Genomic DNA, 26,853 nt, shown 5'->3' on the forward strand with positions numbered 1-26,853 from the left:
CTAACAAGCTGAATTTGTAGAGAACAAGGAGGGGGACGTGAACGGACGCGTATTTTTCTGTAATTGGATTAATTTATTAACAGTGCTGTCATTGACAATAGGCTCGATTGCGGTCGCAGACGAGCTTAACGCGCTATATTCAATCAAACAAATTGACGCGCAGTCTTTGCAACTCGAAGCACCAATACTGCCGGACATTTCAAAATATGATGCGCAATGGATACCGCAACAGGTGCCAAGTATTCGTAAAGGGCGCATATCAACCCCGGTCATGCACAAGGAACCTTCGCTGTTAAAATTTCTTGAAAATGATCAAATGCGGAAGTGGGTGAAAAAGCAATCCAGATTACCGCTGGCCATAAAGCTCGAGTCAGGACGCATCACGCTCCCGATGTTACTGAAACTGGTTGATAATCCGACACTGCTGAGCCAGGAAGAGAATATCTATACTCTGCACGTACCACTGGTTATTGACACGGGTGCAACACTCATCATTCAAGGTAACGAAGTCAATGCTTTACGCTTGAGCGAGGAAGGAGGCGCTTTCATTGTTAATATTGGTGATATCTTTTTCCTGGATACTGAGTTAACGAGCTGGAATCACGAACTTCAAAGCCCCTCGCCTTTCAGTGGCAAAAAGCACTTCAGGCCGTTTTATCTTGCTTGGAACAATTCGAAAAGCTATTTCAGCAATACCGACGTGGTATCGCTGGGCTATGCCTCCAGCAAGAGCTATGGATTTTCACTGTCATACAATCACAAACTGACAGAAGCCGGGTATCCGGATGTCAGGCCCATTGGCTGGCTATTCGATTCTCGATTTATCGATATGTACTACGGCTTTTACAGTTATGAGGCCGATGATGTTGTCATCTTGCGCAATACCTATATCGACAACATCGTTTACGGCATTGACCCCCACGACCGCTCCAATCGGCTGATCATTGCATACAACGAAGCCTACGGCACCAAAGAGAAACACGGCATTATCATCTCCCGGGAAGTTAACGACAGCTGGGTTTTCAATAATTTTTCCCATCATAACAATGGTTCTGGCTTCATGATTGACAGAAGCTCAGTGCGGAATATATTTGCCCACAACCTGTCGATTGAAAACGGTGATGACGGCTTTGCAGTGTACGAAAGCCCGGATAATCTTTTATGGTCAAACAAGGCGCTAAACAACAAACGACACGGTGTTCAAATTCGAAACAGCACAGATATCCGGGTATACAACAATGTTCTCGCGGATAATCATAAATATGGAGTGTTCGGCCACATAAAAGTGGAGTTTCCTGAATATCGAGACCTAGAGCTGGATCCTTTTATTGCTGATGTCTCTATTACAGTAGCCAGTACAAAACTACTTTCCAATCACACAGGTGCAATCGCGATAGATGCCCCTTACGAGATTCAGCTTTATGACCTTGATCTGCGCTTTCCCTACAAGCAAAAAGGAACATATTTCCGCGGTGTTCTCGATACCTACCACAATGTTTTATTCGACATTCTCTATCGGCAAAGAGGTGCAGTAGCGGTCATTCCGATTACAGCAGAAAAAGCCCAAGCCATCGAAGGAGGTATTTAACATGGTATTTTCCTCGAATGTTTTTCTATTTTTATTTTTACCGGCTTTTCTGACGATTTACTACCTCACGCCAAACCGTGCAAAAAACCTGATTATCCTGCTGGCCAGTTACGCGTTCTATGCTTGGTGGCGGGTAGACTTTCTACTCCTGTTCGTTGCCGTAACACTCTGGAACTACCTCATTGGAATTCTAATTTTCCGGAATCTGGACTCAGAAAAAGCAAAAACCTGGCTTATTGTTGGTGTCGTCGGCAACCTGAGCACCCTCGGCTACTTCAAATACGCAAATTTCGGCGTCGATAGTTTTAACTATGTTGTATCTACACTGGGCTTTGAACCCTTTTCGTTTGCCAGCGTTATATTGCCAATCGGTATCTCTTTTTACATCTTTCAGGCTATAAGTTACATAATCGATGTCTACCGCAAAGACACCCCTCCTACAACTCATGTTATCGACTTTGCTGCATTTATCGCACTGTTTCCGCAACTTATCGCCGGTCCGGTTTTACGTTACAAGGATCTTGCAAACCAATTTACGGATCGAATACACAGTTTCGAAACCTTTTCGAAAGGTGCGATCAGGTTCATGCAGGGTTTCATCAGCAAGGTTTTTATCGCCGATTCCATCGCTCCGATTGTCGATGCCTGCTATGCCACTGCTAATCCAACCACCGGGGATGCCTGGTTGGGGGCTTTTGCCTATACCGCACAACTATTTTTCGATTTCGCAGGTTACAGTGCCATGGCGATCGGCCTTGGCTTGATGATGGGCTTTCGTTTTATCGAAAACTTTAACAACCCATACATTTCCCAAAGTATCACTGAATTCTGGCGTCGCTGGCATATCAGCCTCTCATCCTGGCTCAGGGACTACCTTTACATATCCATGGGCGGCAATCGCCACGGAACGGTGAAAACATATCGCAATCTGTTTATGACGATGTTTTTAGGTGGCTTGTGGCACGGTGCTAATTGGACATTTGTAATCTGGGGTTGCTGGCACGGTATTATTTTATGTATTGAACGGGCCCTTGGAGTGAAAACCGACATCACCCATTTCAATATCATGCGCTGGGGACTGACGTTTTTACTGGTTATGTTGGGCTGGGTTATTTTCCGTGCGCCAGATGTTGCGACCGCGTTCGGTTTCTACAATGCCATGTTTAACTACGCAATGTTTAACATTTCCAGCTGGTCTCTAAGTGATCGGATCGCCGAATCCATCACTAGCATGCAAGTCACGCTTTTGGTGGTGTCCTATTTAGTCGTGTTCGTTATGGGTTTCAGGGCCAGAATCGAACGTTGGGCACAGAAAAATATCCGGTTCATTGTCAACTTCAGTCAGGCTCTTACGATTCCGCTATTCGTTTTAAGCATGCTGAAACTTTCAGCTCAGAGCTTTTCACCTTTCCTTTATTTTCAATTTTAAAGGATCGAAAGGAGTAAAAAAAACATGGAAAAATTAGCACTATACAGCCAAGGCAGCTTGTTCGTCATTGTTGTGTTAGTAATCGGTGTATTGTCTTTGAGGGCCATCAACGACTACAACCCAGACCAACAGGCCGACTGGGCATCCGGCCAGCAAACCTCGGTTTATGAAAAGCATTACGACAAGGAGCTTCCGGTCCGAGAAGTCGGTATCAACATCTGGGCTGCGATTGAGTACGTTCTTTTTCGCGAGGGTCGATCTGGTGTCGTCATCGGCCATGACGATTGGTTGTTTACTGAAGAGGAATTTCGATCCTATTCAATCGATGAAGATAAAACCCCGGAAAATCTGGAGTTTATCAAAGCGGTTTCCAATAAGCTGGAAACTGAAGGCATCGCTCTCATCATTTCCACAGTGCCGGCCAAAGCTCGAGTATACCCTGAATACACCGGAACGGAGTCACCATCAGCCGCAGCCACCGCTCGTTATGCTATGTTTCAACAATGGCTGAAAAGCAATGGCATCGCCCGCACAGATTTGCTCTTGCCACTCATGGAGAGCAAGAACTATCACCCAATGTATCTTCGAACCGATACCCACTGGACGCCTTGGGGAGCACAAATCGCCGCAAATACAATTGCCAGAGAAGTCCAAATGCGATTCCCGGATCTCATAGGCTCCGGCTCATTCAAGAGCACATTTACGCCAGAAATCGAGCATCAGGGCGACCTTTTCTCATATGTTCCATTAGGAAATTGGTTCGCGTGGCTAGGTCCTCGCCCTGATACGATAACACCCACGAGCACAGAGAAGATCGAATCAGACGCTCAAGTGCTGGATTTATTTGGCGATGATCAAACTATCGAAATTACATTGGTCGGCACCAGCTACAGCGCCAATCCGGCCTGGAACTTTCCGGGTTTTTTGAAAGAAGCACTGGCCACAGATCTCCTCGATTTTTCTCAGGAAGGAAAAGGACCTTTTGAACCAATGCTCGACTACTTGAGATCTGAAGAATTCCAGGCATCCCCACCGGTTCTAGTGCTTTGGGAAATACCAGAGCGTTTCCTTCCGGTTGATTATTCAGAAAAATTAGACAACACCATTATTTCAAAATTGTAAGGAAACAACGGTATGAAAAAGGTTCTCGCAAGTATAGTTATTGGTTTAACCGCTCTGTTCGGCTTGAGCACCACATTCGCTGGTGAAGGTGCGCTTTACGACCCGGTAGCGCCTGATGGAGCAGCCTTCGTCAGAATCGTAAATCTGACAGGACAGACGCAAGAAGGCATAGCCCTTGCCAATAAAACCTTCCCAGAGGTCGAACCGTTCAATGTCGGAGACTATTTGTTTTTCACTGAGTACTCTATTGAAGGGACGATTAAAGGTTCTCCCCAAAAATTCATATTGAAAGCTGATACGCGATACACCCTGGTAATCAATGCCTCCAGTACAACGCTGATTGAAGACCCGGCACCCGGTAAGCGCACTAAAGCCATGATCATTGCGTACAATCTTGCACCTGACGAGAAAGTTGATTTTAAAACTGCAGATGGAAAAGCGTCCGTGCTCACGGGGATCAGCACGGGGAAAAATGATCACAGAGAAATCAATGCCGTGAAAATTGATTTCGGATTCTTTAGCGCATCCAAACGCCTCGGAGAAACTGGCAAAAAGATCGCATTGAAGCGGGGCTCAGGCTACAGCGCCTTCCTGATAGGGAATCAAGACGGATATAGGATGATTTGGGCAGAAAACAAAGACAATACCCGCATCTAAACAAAATTAAACAGAAGACTCAGCAGCAAAACGGTAGCCAGATTATGGAAAGGATATCAAATCTTAAAGAAGTCGGTAAGCGATACCTGTGGGCCTCGTTTATGCTGCTTCTATCGCAATTGGGCCACGCTCAGGAATGGCCAGAACCCGCGACCTTGGAGACAAGTCAGCATCTCTGTAAGGAAGCCCATCGTCGCGAAGCCTATAACACCGAATTCTTGCAATTGTTTACTACTCTGGTTCAGGGCAAAGACGATTGGCTATTCCGAACAGATGTAGAACTCGGCCATGAATTCGGTCCGGCAGAATCTGCACTACCTGAGTTGCAGCGATTTAATGACGCTCTGCAGAGCATGGGAACGACACTCATTATCGTATCTCAACCCACGCGAGGCCTGGTACATCGAAACAAGTTACCAGATGACAGCTACTACATATACGATTATGAGCGGGCCGCAAAAGCATTCTCGGAGTCCCGGGATCGTTTCCGTGCTGCAGGAATCTTCACACCGGACTTAACAGCATTGCTCGATGAAGATGAACCCGATAGCTTTTTCTTTAAACGAGATCACCACTGGTCTCCTTATGGTGCACAACGAACTGCACAGCTTGTTGCTGAGGAGATAAAACAACACCCTCTCTATGCAGACTTACCGAAAAAAGAGTACACGACTCGACGTATCGGCTACCTCCGAAAAGATGGCAGTCTAGGGGTTGCGGCAAGCAAGATATGCGGCATCCAACAGAATATTCAGACCGTACCTGAACTCGTCACGGAGACGGCTGAAACTGATTCCGGAGCGGTTGATCTGTTCTCAGACGATGGCGAACCCATGGTGGCGATCGTCGGCACAAGTAATACCAAAGGAAGCGTGAATTACAACTTTGCGGGTTATTTACAGGAATATCTTTCGGTAGACATATTAAACGAAGCAATGGCTGGTGGTAGCTTTAATGGTGCCTTGGATCAATACCTGCCGAGTCCACTTTTTCAAGACAGTCCTCCTGTATTTTTGATCTGGGAAGTACCGGTTTACCATCAACTTTCAAACGAAGCCTTCTATCGGCAAATGATACCTGCTGTATACAATGGCTGTGAGCAACAAAAAACTGTTCTACAACGAAAAGTAAAACTCAAACCAGGAAATAATCAGCTCTTTCATAACGCACGAGGCGGTGTGCTGCCATTAATCAGCAAAGACTACATGGTAGACCTTCAGTTCTCTGACTCCCGCATCTACAAATTCAAAACCATATTCTGGTATCTGAACGGCAAGAAAGAAAAAGTTCAAATTGACCGTAATCCACGGGTAAGGCATGAAGGACGATACTTCATCGAACTAAGCCAAAAGCCACGCTGGGCCGAGGAGACGTTTTTATCCCTGGAACTGGATATGCCGGAAACACTGCCATCTGGAACGACTGTCGTAGCCAAAATGTGCCAACGACCCGATCTGTAAAAAACCGTACCAGTTTTGATGAGTGAGTCAATTAAGCAGGTTTGTATCATGATAAAGCTAGCATTGGGTATTGTTATTATTTTTCTTCTATCTGGTTGTCAATCAACTGCCAAGCTCAAAGCCCCTGATGGATACTATCCCAAGGTATTTCCAAACCACAGTAGCAGCGTTCAATCGCCAAGCTTTACGTGTCAAAACAGCCTTGCGCCTTATACCGGCCCATTACAATTTAACAGTAAATACGAAGGTAGCGGAAAAGCGCGAGACACGCTGAATAAAGAAGCCAATCACCGCTACCAGACAGCAACGAAATCCATACGTCAGTATGAAAAAACAGTGATAAAGGTCTCCGACCGCTTAATTCACAATGACACAAGGAACGCAGACTTACATGCACAGTGTCTGGTGCGGTATTTGAGTGAATGGGCGGGTGAGAATGCCCTGCTCTCGAGTGCTGCGAATAGTACAGGAAAAGCCGTCAGAAAATGGGCCCTGTCCGCTATCGGTTCATCATATTTAAAGTTAAAACTGTACCTGGCGGAGCAACGCAACATGCCACAATCGAGCTTTATGAAAGAGAATAGCGACAAGCTGGCCAAGACAGAGCGATGGTTGGAACAGCTCTCCGGACAAGTGATTAAAGACTACAGCGACCGTCCAGCAGAAAAACAAAACAATCATGATTACTGGGCTGCCTGGTCAGTAATGGTCACCTCCGTCGCACTTAATAATCAGGCACACTATCAATGGTCTATCGAGAAAATGGAGCTTGGTCTCAGGCAAATCAATGCGGCCGGTTTTTTACCAAACGAATTAAAGCGGGAAACCCGGGCGCTTAGCTACCACAACTTTGCCATCATGCCGCTCATGATTATGGCAGTATTTGCTGAAGTAAACGGCAATCCAATAACACCGATACTGCGCCAACGTCTCGCACTGCTGGCCGACAATGTCCTGTCAGGCATTAGCAATCCTGAAACGTTCGTAACGCTCACCGGTACCGAACAGCATCAAGAAGGACTACGCACCTCCTATGCACTTGCGTGGCTTGAGCCCTATGCCGTTCTTTTCGCGCCCAGTGATCAAGCAGACATCTTATTGTCAGAACTCCACCCCATGCGCGCAACACGTTTAGGGGGAAACCTGAGCGACTTGTTTCGCCCCCAAGCAAACAAATACCAGACCAACTAAAAGAAAAGTGCAACGAGGCGTCGAATAATGATCGGTCGGTACATTTTCATTTTTGCTCTGTCACTCGCGTATATCAGTACCAGTAGTGCTGACATAAGGACTCTCGTTCCGCCACAAGGATATTACACCGCAATCGACTCGGGAAAGCGTTATGACGACACCTGTAACCCACTCCCCTTACCACACACCGGTAACCTTAACTTTCGAAGCAAATACGAAGGCTCTCAAACTGCAAGAGACCAACTCAATAAAGCAGCATATAAAGACTACAAAACAAAAACACAGGATATAAATCAATTCGAGAAACGAACCAATAAATTGATCGATCAATTTATGAATAGCGGTCAGACTAAACTATTGCACTGCGCAGTATCGGGTTTACGACAATGGGCTACAGCTGGCGCACTGCTAAGTAAAGACAGTAACCACACCGGCAGAGCTATTCGCAAATGGGTTCTCGGTAGTGTATCAGGCGCTTATCTTCGTCTGAAATTCTCCAAGAGCAACCCTTTAGCAGGGCTCAATAACGACACAGATGTAATCGAAAGCTGGTTTACCGCTCTTGCCGAGCAGGTTATTGACGACTGGGATTCACCTCCGCTTGAAAAAATGAACAATCATGAATATTGGGCAGCGTGGGCCGTTATGTCCACTTCGATTTCACTCAACAGGCATGACATGTTTCTATGGGCAATCCAGCAATACCTGATTGCCATGGGCCAAATAACGGAGGAGGGTTACTTACCCAATGAGCTAAAGAGAGAAACAAGAGGTCTCGCTTACCACAACTACAGCCTAAACCCGCTGACAATGATCGCAGCATTCTCGGAAGCCAACTCAATGCCCATAACGTTTGCTCATCAAGGCGCCTTGATTCGACTTGCAGATACGGTGACCCAAGGAATTCATGAACCAGAGTTGTTCGCCCGGAAAACGGGATACCCACAAAACCTTGAAGACTTGCAATCAGCATCAAAATTCACTTGGTTGGAACCCTACTGCGCTCTCATACCCTGCTCTAAACGGCAACAAAGCTGGCGCAATGAAATGCGACCACTCAAAGCATACAGACTGGGAGGAAACATCACAGCACTATTCAATATTGACTAACAATGGTCTCAATTCGACAGATCAAGAACAAGGGAGGTGATGAAATTGCCTGAGAATAAGATCCACACTAAGGATCACTAGCGACCTGTTCAAGCTGATACATGGAAACATACGTTTCGCAGGTCTTACTGTAACATTGATAAAGGAAATGTCTATGATACCCGTAATTCTATCTGGCGGTAGTGGTACCCGCCTTTGGCCTCTCTCTAGAAAACTATTCCCCAAGCAATTCATCGCTTTGACCGGAGAACAAACACTGTTTCAGCAAACGGTACAACGATTAAAAAAAGAAGGGATTCAAGCACCTCTGATTGTCTGTAATCAAGAACACCGCTTTATCGTAAACGAGCAGCTGGATGCCATCGCTTGCAAACCCCAAACTGTCATAATGGAACCCTTTGGCAGGAACACGGCCCCGGCAGTAGCGATTGCTGCCATAGAGCTCCTGAGCAAGGGCCGTGATGACTTACTCCTTGTGCTGCCGGCGGACCATGTCATCAAGGATACCAAAGCCTTTCACGAAGCATTGGCAACAGCACAAATTGCAGCGGAAGATGACCAAATGGTGCTGTTTGGTGTTGAACCTGATTCTCCCGAAACAGGTTATGGTTACATCCAGACAGGCCCCGAATTGGAGCTGAAAAAGGCCAATAATGCAGGCTTGAAAAGCGCGGCCAGGTCAGTTCGATGCTTTGTGGAAAAACCGGACTATGAAACGGCATGTAGATACCTCGCATCAGGCGACTACTACTGGAACAGCGGTATGTTTCTGTTCAAGGCGAGTAAGTATCTGTCAGAGTTAAAAGTCCATGACCCGGATATTTATGAAACCTGTAAACTTGCCCTTGAGAATGGACTACGTTCTGATAATGTCATTTCAATAGATCCGAAGTCCTTCGAGTTCTGCCCGGAAAATTCCATCGACTATGCGGTAATGGAGAAAACAGAAGGAGCCTGTGTCGTACCACTTTCAGCACAATGGAGCGATGTCGGCTCTTGGTCATCATTATGGGATGTTCATGATAAAGACGACCAAGGTAACGTCAAGAAAGGCGATGTTTTACTCCATGACAGTCGCAATTGCTTTGTCCAGGGCAACGGCAAATTGGTCACCTTACTCGGCCTGGAAGATACTGTCGTGGTCGAAACCAAAGATGCCGTAATGATCGCCCACAAAGACAAAGTCCAGGATGTTAAAAAGTTAGTCAATAGTCTGAATGCAGAGTCGCGGGATGAAACTCAAAACCATCGCCAGGTTTACCGTCCCTGGGGTAGTTACGACTCGGTTGATATCGGTAGCCGATTCCAGGTCAAGCGTATCACAGTGAAGCCCGGTGCGAGCCTTTCGCTACAACAACATCACCACCGCGCCGAACACTGGATAGTGGTGACCGGCACCGCTAAAGTTACTTGCGATGATAACGTATTCCTGTTGTCAGAGAATCAATCGACCTATATTCCTGTAGGGGCAGTCCACCGCCTTGCAAACCCTGGGCGGATTCCACTGGAGATAATTGAAGTGCAGTCCGGTGGCTACTTGGGTGAAGATGATATTATCCGGTTTGATGATGTTTACGGAAGAAACAACAGCCCTCAAACTCATAAAGACATTGCAGAAATCTGAGTTTTTTTCTATCCCGACCTCTCCATTCCAGTAAAAAATAATACGGCTTGGGCCGACCTGAACAGAACCACTCAGGCGGGTCAAGCTCCCTTCCCGCCCGTGATTTCACAGGATTTCACATTCGGCAACCATAAGCATACAAAGCTTTACTGCACCTTTGTCCCAGTTCTCTATCATAACTTCATATGAGGATTTCATGACTCGTGTTGTTGAAGGTGCCCCACAGTAATTAGCCATTCAGAAGATCTGAAACCCCAACGACTCAATTCGACTAATTGACCAATGCGAAGCCAGATTCACAGCCAACTAGATCGCATGGGGGAGTATACGTTTATGGACAACCTATCCAGGGCTGTAATTTGCCTGATACTATTGTCATTAACAACCAGTGTTAGTGTCCAGGCTAGCGCCCTAGCAAATTCATATGAAAATTTTATCTATCCTAATCTGCGAACGTATTTCGTATCGCCAAATGGCAATGATAATAATCCTGGGACTAAATCACAGCCACTCAGATATATCAACACGGCTCTTTCGTATGCAGAACCTGGCGAGCGCGTTTACCTTATGCCGGGCGAATATTTCGAGGACATCAAGACAGTTCGGTCAGGTACTCCTGACCAGCCGATTCTCATTTACGGCAGCAAAAAAGCGATCGTAAAGGGAGCCCAAAAAAACCGTATATTTCAAATTTTTCACAGCTATATCCATCTGCGAAATTTTTCCATAGATGGAAAAGTCGGCGCAGGCAACGCGATAGAAGATTTCCGTGATATTCTCGTGTGGGTACAGGGTCAAGAAATCAAAAGTGGCCCTAAAGGTGTCGTTCTGAGGTCCATGATACTGCAAAACGCCGGTGGCGAGTGTGTAAGACTCAAGTACTTTGTCACGCAGGCAGAAATCTTTGGTAACCTGATCCGCAATTGCGGCGTGTATGATTTCCAATTTGCGGCTGGAGGAAAAAACGGTGAGGGAATTTACATTGGTACTGCTCCCGAGCAATGGGATAATGGTAAAAACCCAAGCGCTGACCCAGACCACAGCAATGGAAACTGGGTATGGGGGAACAAATTCTATACCTATGGCAATGAATGCGTTGATATAAAAGAAGGGGCGGAATACAACCTCATCGAATATAACGCCTGTCAGAACCAACTCGACCCCAATTCAGGGGGCTTTGATGCAAGAGGTGACAATAATATTTTCCGTTACAATATAGCGCATACAAATACGGGTGCAGGCGTCAGGCTCGGGGGTGACTTGCACCAAGGCAGGCAATACGGCATAAATAATCAGGTTTACGGAAATATTATTTATGGCAATGGTCATGCCGGCGTTAAGGTAATGAGCTATCCACAGGATCAAATTTGCAGCAACATGCTTTTCGACAACGGGAGGTCAGACTTCTATGGCAATTCCGGCATTGTCTATGACCCTGGCGAAGATTGCCAGGAACCCCCTCCTGAAACCCCTCCTGAGAATTGATTTTCCGAAACCGTGACACCAACTTACCATGAGTGAGATGGTGTCACGGATTCAGCTTATTTCAAATACTCATCAAACGCTTTATTTTCGTGCCTGATAATCGAGCCGGCCAGTCCACCGGACATCGTCCAGAACGGATTACGGGTTGCGATATAACAACCGATGACACCACCGGCAAAGCCCATTAACGTATTAAATGCAAATGCAGACAAGGCCCCCAGAAATGCGTTATAGATCCACCACCCGAACAGATAAAACGTCGGGATAATCACCACCAACGCAAAAATATTTTTGATCCCCGCGGCCAGTTTCATTGCTTGATGCATCTCGAAAACGGCTTGCTGTGCATTAAGGGATGCTTGCAGGGACTCCAGAGTAGGCGGTTGTGCCGCCAACTTTTCATCTCCCAATGCCAATACCTTTTTTCAAATTTTTCAATTACAGCTTTTCATTTACCGTTATTCAGGAATCAAAAAATTTTGATGGGACTCGGTGAGCGAAATTTCGGTGTCTTCTGAACGATCTTTCAATTGCACACCCGACAGCTTTTTTTGCCGCGCTTCAGTCATTAAATAAAATGCCTTGCGAGCAGCCTCTTCCGGCTTTAAACCGCCGGGACGGACATTTGATATACAATTTCGACTGGCATCGGTAAGCCCGACTCGGGGTGCGAAGGTCAGGTAAATGCCAAGACTATCCGGTGAGCTCAATCCAGGGCGCTCCCCAACGAGCAACAGCACCATGCCGGCATTGAGGCAACTGCCAATTTCATCCCCCACTGCGACACGCCCATGCTGAACCGCACAAACAGGTGCCAGACACCAACTCAAGCCCGCTTCACTAAAAAGTGCGGGGCACAAAGCATCCAGTAATGGTGCGGCGTTTTCTTGCACTGCCCGCGCGGAAAGACCATCAGCAATCACAATCGCCAGATCGTAGGGTTCGGTATCATCCGCGCGTAAGTTATTGAGCAAGTTCCGAGACGGGTCCGATAGTTGACGCCCCAAATCCGGCCTTTGCAGATACGCTGATCGCGAGCCTGCTTTTGTGTGCAATTGCACCAGACTTTTCAACGCCTCCGGACAGCTTCTGGTCGGTTCCCATTGGCTGGCAATCCGGCTCAAGCTCTCATCCAATGACTCAAAATCCAAATCCTGGTGCACCGCATCGCGGGCCTGGGCATGAGCAAGCTGAAACGCCAGGAGGTGCTCGGTGGGAATACTGGTGCCGGCACGCCCCAAGCCAATTCGCGCATCAGTGTAATGCTGCAAAACGCGCCAGGGATTCGAAATCACAGGTGTTTTTGAGACCGCTTTTTTAGCCATGAGTCAGCCCTCCTTTGTTCGCTCCGTTGTTCGACTCAAAGGCCTCTGGTTGATCCTCTTTCGACAACGCAGAACGAAGAGGCGCTTTGAACGTCTCAGGTAATTCATCGTTCAATCTGCAGCTCGCCGCGTTTTCAAATATCTGCATTTTTTCCAACCAGGCTTCAAACTCGGGTGCGGGTCGCCGGTTTAAGACCTTACGCAGGTAAAGCGCATCATGAAACGAAGTGGTCTGATAATTCAGCATGATGTCATCCGATCCGGGAATCCCCATCACGAAGTTACAACCCGCCACACCCAACAGGGTCAGCAAGTTGTCCATGTCATTCTGGTCTGCTTCTGCATGGTTGGTGTAGCACACATCACACCCCATCGGCACACCTAACAACTTTCCACAGAAGTGATCTTCGAGACCGGCTCGGGTAATTTCTTTACCGTCGTACAAGTACTCTGGGCCGATAAACCCCACCACCGTGTTCACCAGAAGCGGGTTGAAATGCCGAGCTACACCATACGCCCTGGCCTCACAGGTTTGCTGGTCGAGGCCATGATGGGCATTGGCCGAAAGTGAACTGCCCTGCCCGGTTTCAAAATACATTACGTTCTGACCGACATTGCCTCTGGCCAGCGACAACGCGGCATCCTGCGCTTCAGCGAGGGTATTAAGATTAAAGCCAAAACTGCTATTCGTTGCTTCCGTGCCGCCGATAGACTGGAAAACCAAATCCACTGGCGCGCCCTGCTCAATGCATTCCAGCGTGTTGGTTACATGGGTCAACACACAGGATTGAGTGGGAATGTCATACTGCCCAATGACATCAGCCATAAGATGCAGCAAACGGGTAGCCTGCTGGACATTATCCGTTGCGGGATTGATACCGATGACCGCATCGCCATTGCCATAAAGCAAACCATCCAGAATACTGGCGGCAATTCCGGTGGCGTCATCCGTAGGGTGATTTGGTTGTAGACGGGTGGAAAAGCAACCTGGCAACCCGATTGTGTTCCGAAACCGAGTGACCACGCTGCACTTGCTCGCAACCAGTATGAGATCCTGATTGCGCATCAGTTTGCTCACTGCTGCGGCCATTTCCGGGGTAATCCCCGAACTGATCTGGCTGAGTAATTCCGGTGTGGCAAAATCGCTTAAAAGCCAATTGCGGAAATCTCCCACAGTTAAATGCGCCACCGCGGCAAAAGCCTCTCGATTATGGCTATCGATGATCAAACGGGTCACTTCATCCGCTTCATACGGGACCAGCAAATCATTGAGAAAAGTTTTAAGCGGTACCTCGGCGAGACACATTTGCGCGACGACACGTTGCTCTTCGGATTCTGCCGCCACACCCGCCAGGCGATCACCGGACCGGGCTGGCGTCGCTTTTGCCATCAAGTCAGCCAGATCCCGAAAAGTAAAAGTACGATGACCCAAGGTAAAAGAATAGGAAGATCCACAGGAAGCGATGCTCATTTTTTAATTGTCCTCATTTTTTCTGTCTCTCTTCCTTCTTTTAGCCCACTGTCCGGGGTAGTCCAGTCTGATCACCTGAAATAGATGAAACGGAATAGCTTTTGCTTTTTTTCAAGTTATCAATTTTCAACGAGAAGCTGATATCGAATTTTGGCAAAAATGATTTTTCCAACTACTTCAGCTAATTAAATATGCTTAAGGGAAGAAAGAAGCGATATCACCACGGGCGGCTTCAGGATCCGATTCAGACCTTACAAGCCATTCGATTCGTTCTAAACCAGATGCTGGGTTCAACGCCATCAGAAGCTTCCGCACAATTGCGCCAAGCTATAAACATCGTAAACAAGTTGTAGACCGGGTAAAACAATATCTTGAACATAAATATCTTGAGCAAACAGCGGAACATGCCATCACGATCACGGACTTATGCTCGCGAGCACTTTATCAATCCAGTGCCGAACAGACTCAGGTGGCTGATGTGGCAGCAGACTGGGGCTTCTGGCATCTCAGTCAATTCTCGAAAGACTACCGCCAGCTGTTTGGCGAACGCCCTTCTGACACGCTGCAAAAAATACCCTGGAAAAACAAACCACCATCACAACCCGACCGAATGATCCTGTGACACGATCAACGAAAATGATAAATTTAAAATCTCATGAGGGGATATGGGTGCAAAAAACGTATATAGCGTTATAGGCCAATTTACGTGTGGATGGAGGGACACTTGGATGGGAATCAACAAAGAAGCATTGGATGCACGAATTAAACGACTTGAAGGTTTTGTCCAAAACCTCAAGTTACAGAATGCGCTTAATATCAAAAACAAGAGTGCCAGCTACGTTCAGGAACTACTGCTGAAGATCAAAGATGTTCAACAGCTTATCCGTGTGATTGATCAAAAACGCAATTCTGCACAATCACTCTATCGGTTGGAAACGGCCCAGTTCCGCGGGGCCCAAAACCGCTTTGAACGGCAACGGGTGGCGCAATCCAGAAATGACAAAGTCGCGTATCTGAACAGCTTTACAGACCGCTTAAACCGCATTGGCCTGGTACTGGTTCAGATGATTCAAACCGCGATGGCTGCGAACGATCCGACTGACCACAGTGGCAAAAACCGCACACAACTCCTTCTTGAGGGCACTAACGAACTGGAAAGCTTCGCCAAGCTGATTGAAGATCTGGAAAAAGTACAACAGCAACTCGTTCAAACCGGATATAGCCCGGTACAAAGCGACCTGACTTACCTCCCCGGTCAGAACCAGTGCATAGCGAACGTACAAACTAACCATTCCACCCAGATGCTGGTGCCTGCGGAGATAAAAAGGCTGAAACAGGTCAATCAACCCACTGTCGCGGACTCGCTGGTTGCGATTGTAGTTTGTATGCGCTTACTGGTGATGGTTTTTTCAAAATATATCAAATAACAGGCGAAAGGCTTCTGCCGTACGGTTCAGGAACACTGGAATTGCTCAATACTTCAAGTTGATCGGAGCAGAGATTAAACTATTGTCGTGCGCAATAACACGCGCACGACACCAACGATAACGTTCAACCGCGAGTGTTCAAGCTCCCGGAGGCCTGAGGTTACTCGGCAATAAGCCATCGGAAGGAGGCCTCAACAATGAATTGTTGGTAGACATCCGCTGTGCCTGCAGTGATTTGATTTCGGGCTCACTTGCATTTTCAGTCGTCACTGCATTTTGACCTGAGCCGGAATCATTACATCCGCAAAGGGATATAAGCGCGACCAGAAACCAATACTTCTTTCCCATACCATTACCCACCTTGATCAGTATTTCACCCAAAATTCCATTCCGGGATGTAATTGCTCCAGCACTACGCTATCCGCATCGCCCTGAATCATTTCCAGTGTCGTTGGGTTCGGACTGTATGCACTCGATCCCGACCAAACAATCTCAGCATCGGAAAATATACTCATATCATGGAGATGATCCGCCGCCGTGTACTTGTTCCAGCCCGGAAAACGTTTTGGAAAAATCATGAACGATGGTGCAGGCGCTTCATCACCGGATGCACCATGATCATCGTGGGAACCCATTCCCACCCATTCACTCTGCAATTCATTTCCGCTTTTATCCCGGCAATACTGGATGGTTGGCAGATATAGGGTCACAAACTCAGCTTCCGGCAATTTAGCGCGAATCGCGAATTCATAATAATGGGAATCTTCTACGAGTACATCCGCTGCAGACTTATTCCAAACAATTTTTTCAATCGCATCTCCAGCATCATTCATAATCGGCTCAGCCTTACCAAAAAGACTGTCCATAGGACGAACTGAAGAGAGTGATGCAGGTATCTGTACTTCAACACGGTAAGTATCGCTATCTTCGCAACCATGCGGGACGGTCAATTTAATTTCATATCGACTGGCACTGAACGCCGTATCCGATGAAACCGAGACATGAGCATGGGCGGCGCCACTAAATAACGCTATAACCAGGCCGGTTGCGAAACAGGTGCTTAACGGATTTGAGAGTTGGTCTTTCATATTTTCCTCCTTGTTTTACGCCAATACTAGAAGGAAAAGCTAAAAAACGGGATGGGACCAGGGCAACCTAGCAATAATTAACCAAATAACAATTTTTCACGAAAGGTATCGTCCACGGCAGAAGCCATAACTCGGTGCTTTTTCCGTTTTATCGTGCTGTCCTTAGTTAACAAGTTCATGCAATACCTCTTAATCATGGTTAAGTTTAGGGGCCCGTTTGCTGAATGAAGTGTACTATGGTCATCACCGTAAACAACGTCCAACCACCAATGCAATGGATTCTCAACCTGCCAATGAGAACGTATAGCCTTCGCTGCTTTCCTGGCATTAACTTGAAGTGAAGAGATATACCATGACGATTGTTCTTGGATCGATACTCCAATTGTGCGCTTCCTTTCAACCAGAATAACTGACTTTAGCCCTCGCCATTCGGCTTTGTTATCTACCCAATCGGTCAAAGCAAAGTGGGTATATTTTCGTTGTTCAAGACGCCCGTGACCCTTATCAATTTCCTCATACGTTTCAATGCTTACATTGTCGAAGCCTTCTCTGCATTGGAGATGATGGAACGCTTTTATCTCATTAAACAGACGTCTCTGGTTACCTTTTATCTGAAGAACATAGTCATTCTTACTCTCTATTATTTTTGAGGCGATAGCTTTTTGGCACCCCATTGCATCCGTTGTTATTACAGCTTTGCGTGCATCAAGGAGATCAATAACCTCTGGAATCGTTTTTATTTCGTTCTTTTTGCCTTTTGATTCAAGTGCCGCTAGCGTGATTCCGTACTGTGACGACCAGGCACTTATAACGTGTAGCGCTTCTGTAGACGATGTCGCAGTGCCTTTCATTGTTTTGCCATCAATTGCAATACAATCTCCGTCACTGCAATATTTTTGCGTTTTGGCAAACTCATCAAATACATCTATCAGCGATTGCGGCTTTATTGAACACAGTAAATATCTCAGTGTTTCAGGGCACGGAGCCCTCTCCAGTTTTACAAATTTGTTGAACCAATCTAACTTGAGTCTTGCAAACTCACACATCTCATCAACGGAGTCATAGCCGCTGAGTACCGATGCGAATATGATCAATAGTAGGCTATCCAGAGAATACACTTGGTTTTTATCATTTCGAGGATCCGAAATGATGCTAAATGCAGCTAATTCCATTGTTCTACCTCCCTTTTTGTTGGGAGTGTAACAATTAACGAGTTAAATTCAGATATTTAAGCTTAAATTGATCAATTATTGCTAGGTTGCCCTGGGATGGGACAAATTGTCGCAGGAAAGTTCCGCAAACCTAAAAGAGACTCCCGCTAACGCGATGTTAGCGGGAGAGAACGTGCATCAGGCAGACAAAATCCGCTTATACGCCGATTTCACCACCATCATTTTTGCGAATGACAACCGTTGCTGCCCGAGGTCGGACAGAAGCGCCTGCCGGTGTCGCCTCAGCAGCATCTGCTGAGAATGGCCAGTTACCCGGATGCTGGATATTCGCAAAGAATGTTTTGTTATCAGGAGAGAAAGCCAGACCGGTCACTTCACAGCCATTTGGTCCGACGAAGAAACGACGCAGGTTATCCTGGTTGTCGCCACTGATCGCAACTTGCTTGTTCCCAGAGTCACGCAGTTTTGAAGGTACAACAGCCAACATCTGGTCATTCGTGTACTCAGTGACTTCGTCAGCACCGTTGTCGGTTTGTACCCACAAAATACCGCGGCTATCAAACACAAGGCCGTCCGGGCTGGCAAACTGGTTCATCTCATTCAGGCCGGACTTGTTCGTCTCTGCATCAGCAGAAACCGGTGCGCCAAAGACAAAAATGTCCCAGCTGAATTCAGTTGCAGATGCACCTTCATCCCAACGGATAATATGGCCAAATGAATTATCAATACGCGGGTTGGCCGAGTTCGCTTCCTGACGACGAGTGTTGTTGGTCAGGGTGAAGTAAGCACTGCCAGTCATCGGATCTACCGCACACCACTCCGGACGATCCATCGGGGTTGCACCGACGAGGTCAGCCGCGCCAGGTGTGTTCAGAATCAAATCCGCTTCAGTGGCAAACGTGTCTGCCAGAGTACCACCTGTCGTTGTCGCAGTAGAACGGTTCAGAGGAATCCAGGTACCCGTACCATCATCGTTGAACTTGGCAACATACAACGTGCCTTCATCCATGTACTTAGCGCCTGTGGCCAAACGGTCAGTGCTGTTCGCGTCCGCCGGATCCCAGCCCGCTGCAGACTCGAACTTGTAGATGTATTCGAACCGACCATCATGACCGGAGTAGAACACGACAGGCTCACCGGCAGTCAACTTGCCAAATACACAACCTTCGTGGCGGAAACGGCCCAGTGCGGTACGCTTGACCGCTTTTGAATTCGGGTTGTAAGGATCAATCTCAACGATGTAACCATGCCCGTTTGCTTCGTTACGGTAATCTGACAGCGCATCCGCGCCTTTCACCGTTATATCAAAGCGTGCAAACTCGTCATTCATTTCTGCAGCATCGCCCGCCAAATCATCCCAACCATAACGGGTGTCTTCATCGTCGATACCCAAACGGGATTGCGCGGCGTCCTGAGTGCCCGTATTGACGAAGTAACCGGGCCAGTTTTCTTCACAGGTCAGGTAGGTTCCCCAAGGCGTATAACCGTTACCACAGTTATTCAAAGTTCCACGTACGGCAGTACCATCCTGGGAGTACTTTGTCTTCAAGAGATCACGATTGTCCGTTACCGGTCCGGAGATCGCCATTTCGGTTGCGCCGGTAAAACGCTTGTTATGGACATCATTTTTAACCACTTCCCACTGACCATTAATCAGCTGGATACGCACAACGGTTACACCGTGAGCATTGATTTCCTTGCGAATTTCTTCGATGTCATTACGCAGGCCAGTAGCCGAATCACGGGTAGCACCATTCGGATGCAATGCATTTTGATCGATGTATTCGTGGTTAATACACAGCAAACCATCCGTTTCAGAACCGTTCAATGGGAAGAAGTGCATGCCATCATGGTGCATACCAACTGAATTTGCCTGATCTTCAGCGGTATTCGTACCGTCCTGGCGCCAATCTGCAGCGGTGCTGTTCAGTGGCGTGCCCCAAGGTGCCAAAACCATGGCACTGTATCCTGCTGCTACGGTAATCGCATCCGTTCTTGAACCGGCGATGGATTCAAACCCGAGAGAGGCGGAACTTACATTGCTCGGATTATCATCATCGTCATCACTGCAACCGGACAAACCGAAACCGGAAAACATGGTCAAGGCAGCCAGCCCCGTTCCGCCTTTGATGAAATTACGACGGTTGATCGCCCGTTGCAACACATTTGCAAACGGCTCATTATCACTGCTGTTATAACGGGTAGGGTCGAATGTTTCTTTACTCATGGTGCACTCCAGCGAAAAATATAACTTTTTTTACTTGAATATTTCAGTCCCGAGATGGTCAGGTCTCGATAAACCATTGCTTCGCTGCAGTCTAAACAGATAATATTTCACTTAATTTACAGAGATTTTGCTCGAATCGAAATAAAGCCGTGTTAATATAATTGCGGCCCGTCGCCATTGGCGTGAGCGCACTACCTATCAGTTATCAGAGCATTACTATAACAATAGAGTATTACAATGACTCAGGAAACAGTCCTGCACAGCCCATCACCGGAAATTCTGGACATCCCTCTGGCGAGAAAGGTAATCGGCCTTGACGACGAGAGCTTACTGGAGATTTTTGTTGACTTTGTGAGCAATCACGCCGGGATGGGTGCAACACTGGAACAGGCCTATCAGGAGCAAAACTTCGCAAAATTAAGAGAACTCGCTCATTATCTTAAGGGTAGCAGCAGTTCCATTTGCGCTCCCCAGCTTGAAACCAGTTGCAGGGCTCTCGAACACCAGGCGAAAAGCTGGCAAGCGCTCGACGGCACAGACTTATCACCAACCCCGCAACTGGTCGAAGAAGTCAACAACGCGCTCGCACAAGTGATTAAATTAATTACCAAGCTGCAAGTCTGACACGGCACTAGGGCCGTGTAAAACTTGACCGGGCATGATCGATAACACCATGCATCCAGCACTCTGGTATATGGTCATTTATCAATCCCATTGCTTGCATAAATGCATAAACTGTCGTCGGACCCACAAACTTCCAGCCTCTTTTTTTAAGGTCTTTTGCCAGCGCTTTTGATTGACTGGAATAAGAACGGGATTGCGCTTCTAAACCAACCTCCGTGACAGATTCATAACTCCAGAAATAACGGGCCAGTGAACCTTCCTGAGCCACTAACTCTCTGGCTCGACACGCATTGTTAATTACAGCCTCAATCTTTCCCCGATGCCGCACAATGCCTGAGTCAGCCAACAAGCGCTCAACATCATGACTTGTGTAGTCAGCCACAGTGTTAAAATCAAACCCGGCAAAAGCAGCTCGAAAGTTATCGCGCTTGGCATAAATCGTACGCCAGCTCAATCCCGACTGAAAACTTTCCAGGCACAGCTTTTCGAATAACCGCTGATCATCGGCTACCGGATACCCCCACTCTTGATCATGGTAAGCAATAAACTCAGGTGCTGCAGAACACCATCCGCACCGCACCTTTCCATCGGATCCCTGAACAATACTGCCCATAAATGCACGTCCTTCCCGTTGTATTTATTTCTGAAGCATGAAGGCGAGTCGCTCATCCACCCTGTTTGGTGCTATTTCGATAATTTCAGCCGTGACAATATTATGGATAACGAAAGGGTCTTGATCGATTCGTTCTTTCAGACGCTCAATCTCATTCTCCTGTGCCAAGATACCGCCGCCCAATTTTTCTTGCAGGCTACCCACCACCAAAAATACACCGTCAGAAAACCCCCATTGAATCCAGTCGTTATGGGCCGCCATGTACTGACTGGCTTCCCCCCGATTTTCAGCAAACCGCAATAACACAACAAACATAAGCACTCCTTTTAGTCGCTTTCATTGATTGATAATCTGGCAATGGCTGTTGATAACCAGCTATTTAATGAATCCACTTCTTGCGCAATGTACTGTTGATCGTTAAATGCACTGGCAAGTGTTGCAATTCCCTGGCTGCGAGCAAGCAATTGCATTGCAAAGTAATCCGCTCTGGATGCAAACCCCAACGCTTCAAATTGACGGCCCAACCATACCCGAAACAGCGTAAAAACCTTACTGGCCTCAGTCAGATTGACATGCTTCAGCTTACTCAGCTCCGTGGTAAGGGTTCCGACAGGGCAACCGAAACGTAATATTTTTTCCTGGTTCTGAATCAGTATTTGAATAAAGCAGCGAATACGCGTTTCGGGTGAATCCCCTTTCTGCTCCCAGTCCTCGAGCATTTTTCTGGTATTTTCAAGTCGACGCTCGATCACTGCGGCCAAAATGGCATCCTTGGTTTTAAAGTGATAATAAAAATTCCCGCGGGAAATGCTCACTGTTTTGGCGATCTGTGAAAAAGATGTGTGTTCGTACCCATTTTCATAAAACAGCACATCTGCAGCATCGACTATTTGATCTCGGGTCGGGTTATTGGGCATGCGTGCTCACTCTCGATTGACAAAACCTTAATGAAATGCCTCATTAGGACAGTCATCCTAATTGTTGGCAAAAAGAATAGGACATACGTCCTATTCCGTCAATACACCTTAGGCGAATTTATTTAATGCGCTTTCAAATCGATTATAAAAATCACGTTCCAGAAGGTTCTCCCGAGTCCAACCATCAAGTGCTACCGAAAACTCAAGCGCGGATCGGGCCTTGGTAAACCACTCGGTGCGACCTTCCTGAGACCATTGCGCTTCCATTGAAACGCCTTCCTCTGGCGTTCCGTCGAGGTCGATTCCAAACGTCATGACATGGCAGTGAAACTCCATCAACATTTTGTCCCCTTCGGACATTCCGGCAGTGGCCTCTTCCCAGGCCTGAGATACAAACTCCGGCGCATTCACCGGAGGAAACATGATGGCCTTGCCAATACCTATCTCGACAATTCCGTCGCTATTCAAATCGACCATGCCTGTCCGGTCGGGATGAGCGAGCAGATTTTGAGCACCTTCAGCACTTAATCGGGAAACATCGATACGGTCCGCCAGAGATGCCGCTTTCTGCACCAATGCCAATTCATCCCGAGACATATTATTTAAAACCTGTCGAGCATCGCCCGATGCGGCCATTGCATCATTTGCGTTGGCGAGAAGCGCTGAAAAGTCTGAGACCTGATCGTCAGACAGACCTCGGGCTCTCAATAACTGGGTTGATTTTTCACTGAAATTAACGGGCGAGATCATAAACTGCAGCCTCCCTGGATTACGGATAGAAACTCAACGCAGAAGCAATAATAATGCCCGCACCATTAAAGTGCATAGAATGCCACTACTTAGATGGCTGACTCGTTCGAGAAACCGATTCCAACACCGGTAGAAAACCCTATCGAAAATAAAAAGCGGCAACGGTATGCCGTTCAAATCTGTGAGGTTGCCATGAATCGGTTGTTCACCTTCATAGACACAGGCATCAATAATTTTCACGTACGAGATCGTCTCGCAGGGATTCCGGGGGGATAACACGCATACGATTGGGTTGACCAAGTAGTAGTGACGGTTTCATTCCCAAAATGGTTCTAAAGGTGTGGGTAAAATGTGACGAGTCAGAAAAGCCCGCATTGATGGCGGCTGCAGTTAGACTTTCACCTTCCCCCACTTTCACAGCGGTAACATAGAGGCGATGCCAGAGCCGGTAACGACGGATCGGTATTCCCGTCTGTTGTTTGAATAGTTGCACCAACCGGGGGACAGATAAATTTACTTCCGAGGCTAACGCCTCCACGGAAAGATTCTGGTGAATACTTTGTTTAATCAAGTCCACAACCCGGGCGATCCGTGGATCAGCGACAAAAGTGGATAATTTACCGCCGTGAGGATTGGTCAACAATTCATCCACAATGCCATATGCCTCGCACGAGGGAGGCGCCAGATTCAATAAAGCTTGAAAGGTATCTACGAACCGCCCCGGACTCCGAAGCCCCAAGCCAACATCGCCGAACCGCTGCTGCATCTGGAGCAGTATCTGATCATAATCATAACCCAATACATCCAAGTGACAGTTGACCACAACAGCAGACCCGGTATCGACCGAAACCGAAGACCCGGCGGGAAACAAAATACTCTGGCTTTCAAGTGGTTGTGCGGTATCAGTATAGAGTTTAATCGGGTCGCCACTCAGGCTTATAACCAACGTTGAGGCGGCATGATTCACCACAATGGGTTCAAACAACGGGCCAATATAGAGCGTCCGTTTATCCCATAGATAAAGTAAGGAAGGGGGGGAGGAAGTGGTTTCGCCGGAAGCAGTCATATTTGATCCGTTTATGCTTGATACGACCTTGTACTTGGTTCCAGATGCTCCTTGCGCTTAATCAGAATACGAGACACCAATAACACCTGTGTGCTGAGAATACTTACACACGTATGATTATTTTCGATCCATTTTATGACAATTAAATCCGATTTAAATCGTCTTGTGACAGTTTCGTGAACCGTATCACTCGAATCCGGCAATTCCCCAAACATCATCAAAACGTACAAGTGTTATCCATATTGGTGCACGTAGACTCCAAAATGTTGCACAAACGACGAATCATAACCATAGAACAAACATAACAGGATACGAAAACAATGAAAAAAGCAATCATCAGCGCTGCCGCCGCCGCAGCCTTATCCACAGCAGCAATTTCTCTTCCTGCAAATGCCGGATTTTTTGACAATTTGTTCAAACCTGCCAAAACAGAACATCCCATCATGTTGATTCCTGGCATCTTTGCCTTCGACACCATTGCTGGCGTGGATTACTGGTATCAAATCCCGTCTGCACTGGAGAACCGAGGTGCAACCGTCCATGTTGCTAAAATCAACGCCTTCGAAAGTTCCGCTATGCGTGGCGAATCATTAATCGAACAACTTGAAGAAATAAAAGCCGCAGCAAACGGACAAATCGACAAGTTCAATCTCATGGGGCACAGCCAGGGCGGTATGACTGCTCGTTATGTCATGAACGTACGTCCCGATCTGGTTGCATCCGTCACCACAATGTCAACGCCACACACTGGCTCACCGGTAGCCGATGTCGTTTCCGGCGCGGCTCCAGAAGGTACTCTGCAAGGAGTTGTATTCGAAGAGTTCACGAATGCAGTCGGAAATCTTGTTAATTTGCTGTCTGACAACAAACAAGACAAATCCAACATTAATGCGATGCTGGCGGAGTTTAATGCAGAAGGATCCATCGCGTTCAATAGTCAGTTCCCTGCGGGCGTCCCCACCGAGCACTGCGGCGAGGGGCCGGATAATGTGACAATCAATGGTCACAAAATAAAATTGTATTCCTGGGGCGGCGGATCTCACTTTACCGGGCTTCTCGACATATCTGATCCACTTTTCGCGATAACGGGTATGGCTTTTGAAGATGAAGCCAATGACGGTATTACCGGCGTATGTTCCAACCATTTCGGCAAAGTATTGCGGGATGATTACAACATGAATCACATCGATATCAATAACCATGTTTTGGGTAACGTGTCGCTGTTTGAAACCAATCCAAAAACCGTATTCGTTAACCATGCCAAGCGTTTGAAGCAAGCGGGACTCTAAACGGGTCGGGCCTGAGTAAAAGGTCTCTTCGACCGGGCACAGGGATGTGCCTTTCAAGTCCGGCAAATGAAAAGCACAGATAACCTCCTACATCTTCTCTTTAGAGCTTCGCCATGAACAAGTTTACGCTTTTTGGCTTAACTGGAATCATTATGGTTTCAGGAGCCGTGTTTGCTTACTGGAATTTATCTTCAGACACTCGAAACACACCTATTCAATTGCTATCGGCAAGCCCGTTAGAATCAAAACGACTCGCAAAACAAACCGTCGTTTCCGCCTCAACAGAGACAGCCGCTCCACTCACGATCGATACCGCCAAGCGGGTTAATGCACGAATTCATGAGCATAGCAAGCAGACACAAGAGCATTTATCCACCAGGGGGCTCCCCGAATCCCTACAGGGAGTAAGACACGAGATCCGGCTTCAAACTGATCCTCAGGGAAACCTTATCATCAATCGCGATGTTAAAGACCTGATCGAATTTTACCTTTCCGCTGTGGGTGAGGCCCCACTAGCGTCAATTTTGCTACAGATTCAACATGACTTTGCCCAACAACTGCAATTCCCGGCCAGAGATCAAGCCAATCAGATTCTTCGCAATTTCGTTGATTACAAAATCGCGCTGGCAGAACAAGCGCCTTCTGCGATGAACCACGCAACAACACCGGAATACTCGAGCGGGATGCTACGGCAGCAAAAAAGCCAAGTACAGCAACTCCGGGAACAATTTTTTACGCCGGATCAATATGATTCATTTTTTGCCGAAGAAGACACGTATGACAACTATATGCTGGATCAACTCGACATCAGTCGCAATGAGCACCTGAGTCAGGAGGAAAAACGAATTCAAAGCGCAGCGCTGGCAGCAACACTTCCCCCCGAGGTTAAACAGCTTCGGGAAAGCGTCAGCCGATTCGGCGAACTCCACCAGGAAACGGAACAGCTAAAATCACAAGGCGCCAGTGCCGGTCAGCTGTTCGAGGTGAGAGCGGAAAAGTTAGGCAGTGAAGCCGCAACCGCATTGGCGGAGCTGGACCAGCAACGGGCGAACTGGAAACAGCGACTCAACCAGTACGTAGAACAACGGAACCTGATCCGGGCATCGGATATGAGTTCAGCGGATCAAGTCACTGCAATAAAATCGTTAATCGAGGACTCATTTAAGGGTACTGAGCGTATTCGAGTACGAGCACTTGATGCGGATATTTAGACTCGAA

At 47.3% G+C, this 26,853-nt stretch carries 26 protein-coding genes; 14 read left to right on the forward strand and 12 right to left on the reverse strand.

All coding sequences use genetic code 11. The annotated features are described in order from the left end of the window. Window positions 1-37: 37 nt before the first annotated feature. The 9 genes from OLMES_RS22125 (at window position 38) to OLMES_RS22165 (ending at window position 11,666) form a co-directional block, all read left to right on the forward strand. Entirely contained in the window at window positions 38-1,588 is a 1,551-nt protein-coding gene (locus tag OLMES_RS22125; RefSeq protein WP_087463249.1) for a NosD domain-containing protein, read from the forward strand. Between the two features lies 1 nt (window position 1,589). After that, a complete protein-coding gene (locus tag OLMES_RS22130) occupies window positions 1,590-3,017 on the forward strand; it encodes an MBOAT family O-acyltransferase (protein WP_087463250.1) in 1,428 nt (475 codons plus the stop codon). 24 nt (window positions 3,018-3,041) lie between these two features. Continuing rightward, window positions 3,042-4,139, forward strand: coding sequence for an alginate O-acetyltransferase (locus OLMES_RS22135; RefSeq protein ID WP_087463251.1), 1,098 nt, complete (start codon window positions 3,042-3,044; stop codon window positions 4,137-4,139). 12 nt (window positions 4,140-4,151) lie between these two features. Continuing rightward, window positions 4,152-4,796, forward strand: coding sequence for an alginate O-acetyltransferase AlgF (locus OLMES_RS22140; RefSeq protein ID WP_087463252.1), 645 nt, complete (start codon window positions 4,152-4,154; stop codon window positions 4,794-4,796). 44 nt (window positions 4,797-4,840) lie between these two features. Then, a complete protein-coding gene (locus tag OLMES_RS22145; protein ID WP_087463253.1) occupies window positions 4,841-6,256 on the forward strand; it encodes an alginate O-acetyltransferase AlgX-related protein in 1,416 nt (471 codons plus the stop codon). A 48-nt stretch (window positions 6,257-6,304) separates the two neighbouring features. Further along, the gene (locus tag OLMES_RS22150; protein WP_157678458.1) at window positions 6,305-7,447 is read left to right on the forward strand and encodes a mannuronate-specific alginate lyase; all 1,143 of its coding nucleotides are present in this window, start codon (window positions 6,305-6,307) and stop codon (window positions 7,445-7,447) included. A gap of 27 nt (window positions 7,448-7,474) precedes the next feature. After that, complete coding sequence (locus tag OLMES_RS22155; protein WP_087463255.1) at window positions 7,475-8,557, forward strand: mannuronate-specific alginate lyase; 1,083 nt, start codon at window positions 7,475-7,477, stop codon at window positions 8,555-8,557. A gap of 154 nt (window positions 8,558-8,711) precedes the next feature. Next, on the forward strand, window positions 8,712-10,181 hold the full coding sequence (locus OLMES_RS22160; RefSeq protein WP_087463256.1) for a mannose-1-phosphate guanylyltransferase/mannose-6-phosphate isomerase: 1,470 nt from the start codon (window positions 8,712-8,714) through the stop codon (window positions 10,179-10,181). Between the two features lie 333 nt (window positions 10,182-10,514). Further along, window positions 10,515-11,666 carry a DUF1565 domain-containing protein gene (locus tag OLMES_RS22165; RefSeq protein ID WP_087464617.1) on the forward strand — a complete coding sequence of 384 codons (1,152 nt, stop codon included), beginning with the start codon at window positions 10,515-10,517 and terminating at the stop codon, window positions 11,664-11,666. Between the two features lie 56 nt (window positions 11,667-11,722). Here the strand turns inward: OLMES_RS22165 and OLMES_RS22170 are convergent, their stop codons facing one another. Genes OLMES_RS22170 through OLMES_RS22180 form a run of 3 tightly spaced genes read right to left on the reverse strand, consistent with a single transcriptional unit; the run spans window position 11,723 to window position 14,462 of the window. Next, complete coding sequence (locus OLMES_RS22170; RefSeq protein ID WP_232465175.1) at window positions 11,723-12,076, reverse strand: hypothetical protein; 354 nt, start codon at window positions 12,074-12,076, stop codon at window positions 11,723-11,725. 48 nt (window positions 12,077-12,124) lie between these two features. Next, the gene (gene eutC, locus OLMES_RS22175; protein ID WP_087463257.1) at window positions 12,125-12,991 is read right to left on the reverse strand and encodes an ethanolamine ammonia-lyase subunit EutC; all 867 of its coding nucleotides are present in this window, start codon (window positions 12,989-12,991) and stop codon (window positions 12,125-12,127) included. Beyond that, a complete protein-coding gene (locus OLMES_RS22180) occupies window positions 12,984-14,462 on the reverse strand; it encodes an ethanolamine ammonia-lyase subunit EutB (protein ID WP_087463258.1) in 1,479 nt (492 codons plus the stop codon). Before OLMES_RS22180 ends, eutC begins: the two co-directional genes overlap by 8 nt. A 469-nt stretch (window positions 14,463-14,931) precedes the next feature. On the opposite strand from OLMES_RS22180, the gene OLMES_RS28695 reads away from it, so the two are divergent. Together OLMES_RS28695 and OLMES_RS22190 are read left to right on the forward strand one after the other, a co-directional pair. Next, window positions 14,932-15,084 (forward strand): helix-turn-helix domain-containing protein, encoded by a 153-nt coding sequence (locus OLMES_RS28695; RefSeq protein WP_408635108.1) that lies wholly within the window; start codon window positions 14,932-14,934, stop codon window positions 15,082-15,084. 106 nt (window positions 15,085-15,190) lie between these two features. Beyond that, complete coding sequence (locus tag OLMES_RS22190; protein ID WP_087463260.1) at window positions 15,191-15,889, forward strand: hypothetical protein; 699 nt, start codon at window positions 15,191-15,193, stop codon at window positions 15,887-15,889. 138 nt (window positions 15,890-16,027) lie between these two features. Here the strand turns inward: OLMES_RS22190 and OLMES_RS22195 are convergent, their stop codons facing one another. From OLMES_RS22195 to OLMES_RS22210, 4 genes are all read right to left on the reverse strand, one after another. Next, window positions 16,028-16,270, reverse strand: coding sequence for a hypothetical protein (locus OLMES_RS22195; RefSeq protein WP_087463261.1), 243 nt, complete (start codon window positions 16,268-16,270; stop codon window positions 16,028-16,030). Further along, entirely contained in the window at window positions 16,255-16,977 is a 723-nt protein-coding gene (locus OLMES_RS22200; protein WP_087463262.1) for a YcnI family copper-binding membrane protein, read from the reverse strand. Before OLMES_RS22200 ends, OLMES_RS22195 begins: the two co-directional genes overlap by 16 nt. A 77-nt stretch (window positions 16,978-17,054) precedes the next feature. After that, window positions 17,055-18,149, reverse strand: a complete 1,095-nt coding sequence (locus tag OLMES_RS22205) for an ISAs1 family transposase (RefSeq protein WP_087463263.1) — start codon at window positions 18,147-18,149, stop codon at window positions 17,055-17,057. Window positions 18,150-18,345: 196 nt separating this feature from the next. Next, window positions 18,346-20,376 (reverse strand): PhoX family protein, encoded by a 2,031-nt coding sequence (locus tag OLMES_RS22210; RefSeq protein WP_087463264.1) that lies wholly within the window; start codon window positions 20,374-20,376, stop codon window positions 18,346-18,348. 237 nt (window positions 20,377-20,613) lie between these two features. On the opposite strand from OLMES_RS22210, the gene OLMES_RS22215 reads away from it, so the two are divergent. After that, window positions 20,614-21,000, forward strand: a complete 387-nt coding sequence (locus OLMES_RS22215; RefSeq protein WP_087463265.1) for an Hpt domain-containing protein — start codon at window positions 20,614-20,616, stop codon at window positions 20,998-21,000. 7 nt (window positions 21,001-21,007) lie between these two features. Here the strand turns inward: OLMES_RS22215 and OLMES_RS22220 are convergent, their stop codons facing one another. The 5 genes from OLMES_RS22220 to OLMES_RS22240 all read right to left on the reverse strand — a co-directional run bounded on the left by OLMES_RS22220 (window position 21,008) and on the right by OLMES_RS22240 (window position 24,346). Next, window positions 21,008-21,613 (reverse strand): DNA-3-methyladenine glycosylase I, encoded by a 606-nt coding sequence (locus OLMES_RS22220; protein WP_087463266.1) that lies wholly within the window; start codon window positions 21,611-21,613, stop codon window positions 21,008-21,010. Between the two features lie 24 nt (window positions 21,614-21,637). Continuing rightward, on the reverse strand, window positions 21,638-21,928 hold the full coding sequence (locus OLMES_RS22225) for a YciI family protein (protein WP_087463267.1): 291 nt from the start codon (window positions 21,926-21,928) through the stop codon (window positions 21,638-21,640). An 11-nt stretch (window positions 21,929-21,939) separates the two neighbouring features. Further along, on the reverse strand, window positions 21,940-22,530 hold the full coding sequence (locus OLMES_RS22230; protein WP_087463268.1) for a TetR/AcrR family transcriptional regulator: 591 nt from the start codon (window positions 22,528-22,530) through the stop codon (window positions 21,940-21,942). 108 nt (window positions 22,531-22,638) lie between these two features. After that, entirely contained in the window at window positions 22,639-23,280 is a 642-nt protein-coding gene (locus OLMES_RS22235; protein ID WP_087463269.1) for a hypothetical protein, read from the reverse strand. Window positions 23,281-23,506: 226 nt separating this feature from the next. Beyond that, complete coding sequence (locus OLMES_RS22240; RefSeq protein WP_087463270.1) at window positions 23,507-24,346, reverse strand: helix-turn-helix domain-containing protein; 840 nt, start codon at window positions 24,344-24,346, stop codon at window positions 23,507-23,509. 320 nt (window positions 24,347-24,666) lie between these two features. Between OLMES_RS22240 and OLMES_RS22245 the strand changes: the two genes are divergently transcribed. Both OLMES_RS22245 and OLMES_RS22250 read left to right on the forward strand, forming a co-directional pair. Next, a complete protein-coding gene (locus tag OLMES_RS22245; RefSeq protein ID WP_087463271.1) occupies window positions 24,667-25,635 on the forward strand; it encodes a lipase family alpha/beta hydrolase in 969 nt (322 codons plus the stop codon). 113 nt (window positions 25,636-25,748) lie between these two features. Beyond that, window positions 25,749-26,846, forward strand: coding sequence for a lipase secretion chaperone (locus tag OLMES_RS22250; protein WP_087463272.1), 1,098 nt, complete (start codon window positions 25,749-25,751; stop codon window positions 26,844-26,846). Window positions 26,847-26,853 lie beyond the last annotated feature (7 nt).

The organism is Oleiphilus messinensis (assembly GCF_002162375.1).
Lineage (GTDB): Bacteria > Pseudomonadota > Gammaproteobacteria > Pseudomonadales > Oleiphilaceae > Oleiphilus > Oleiphilus messinensis.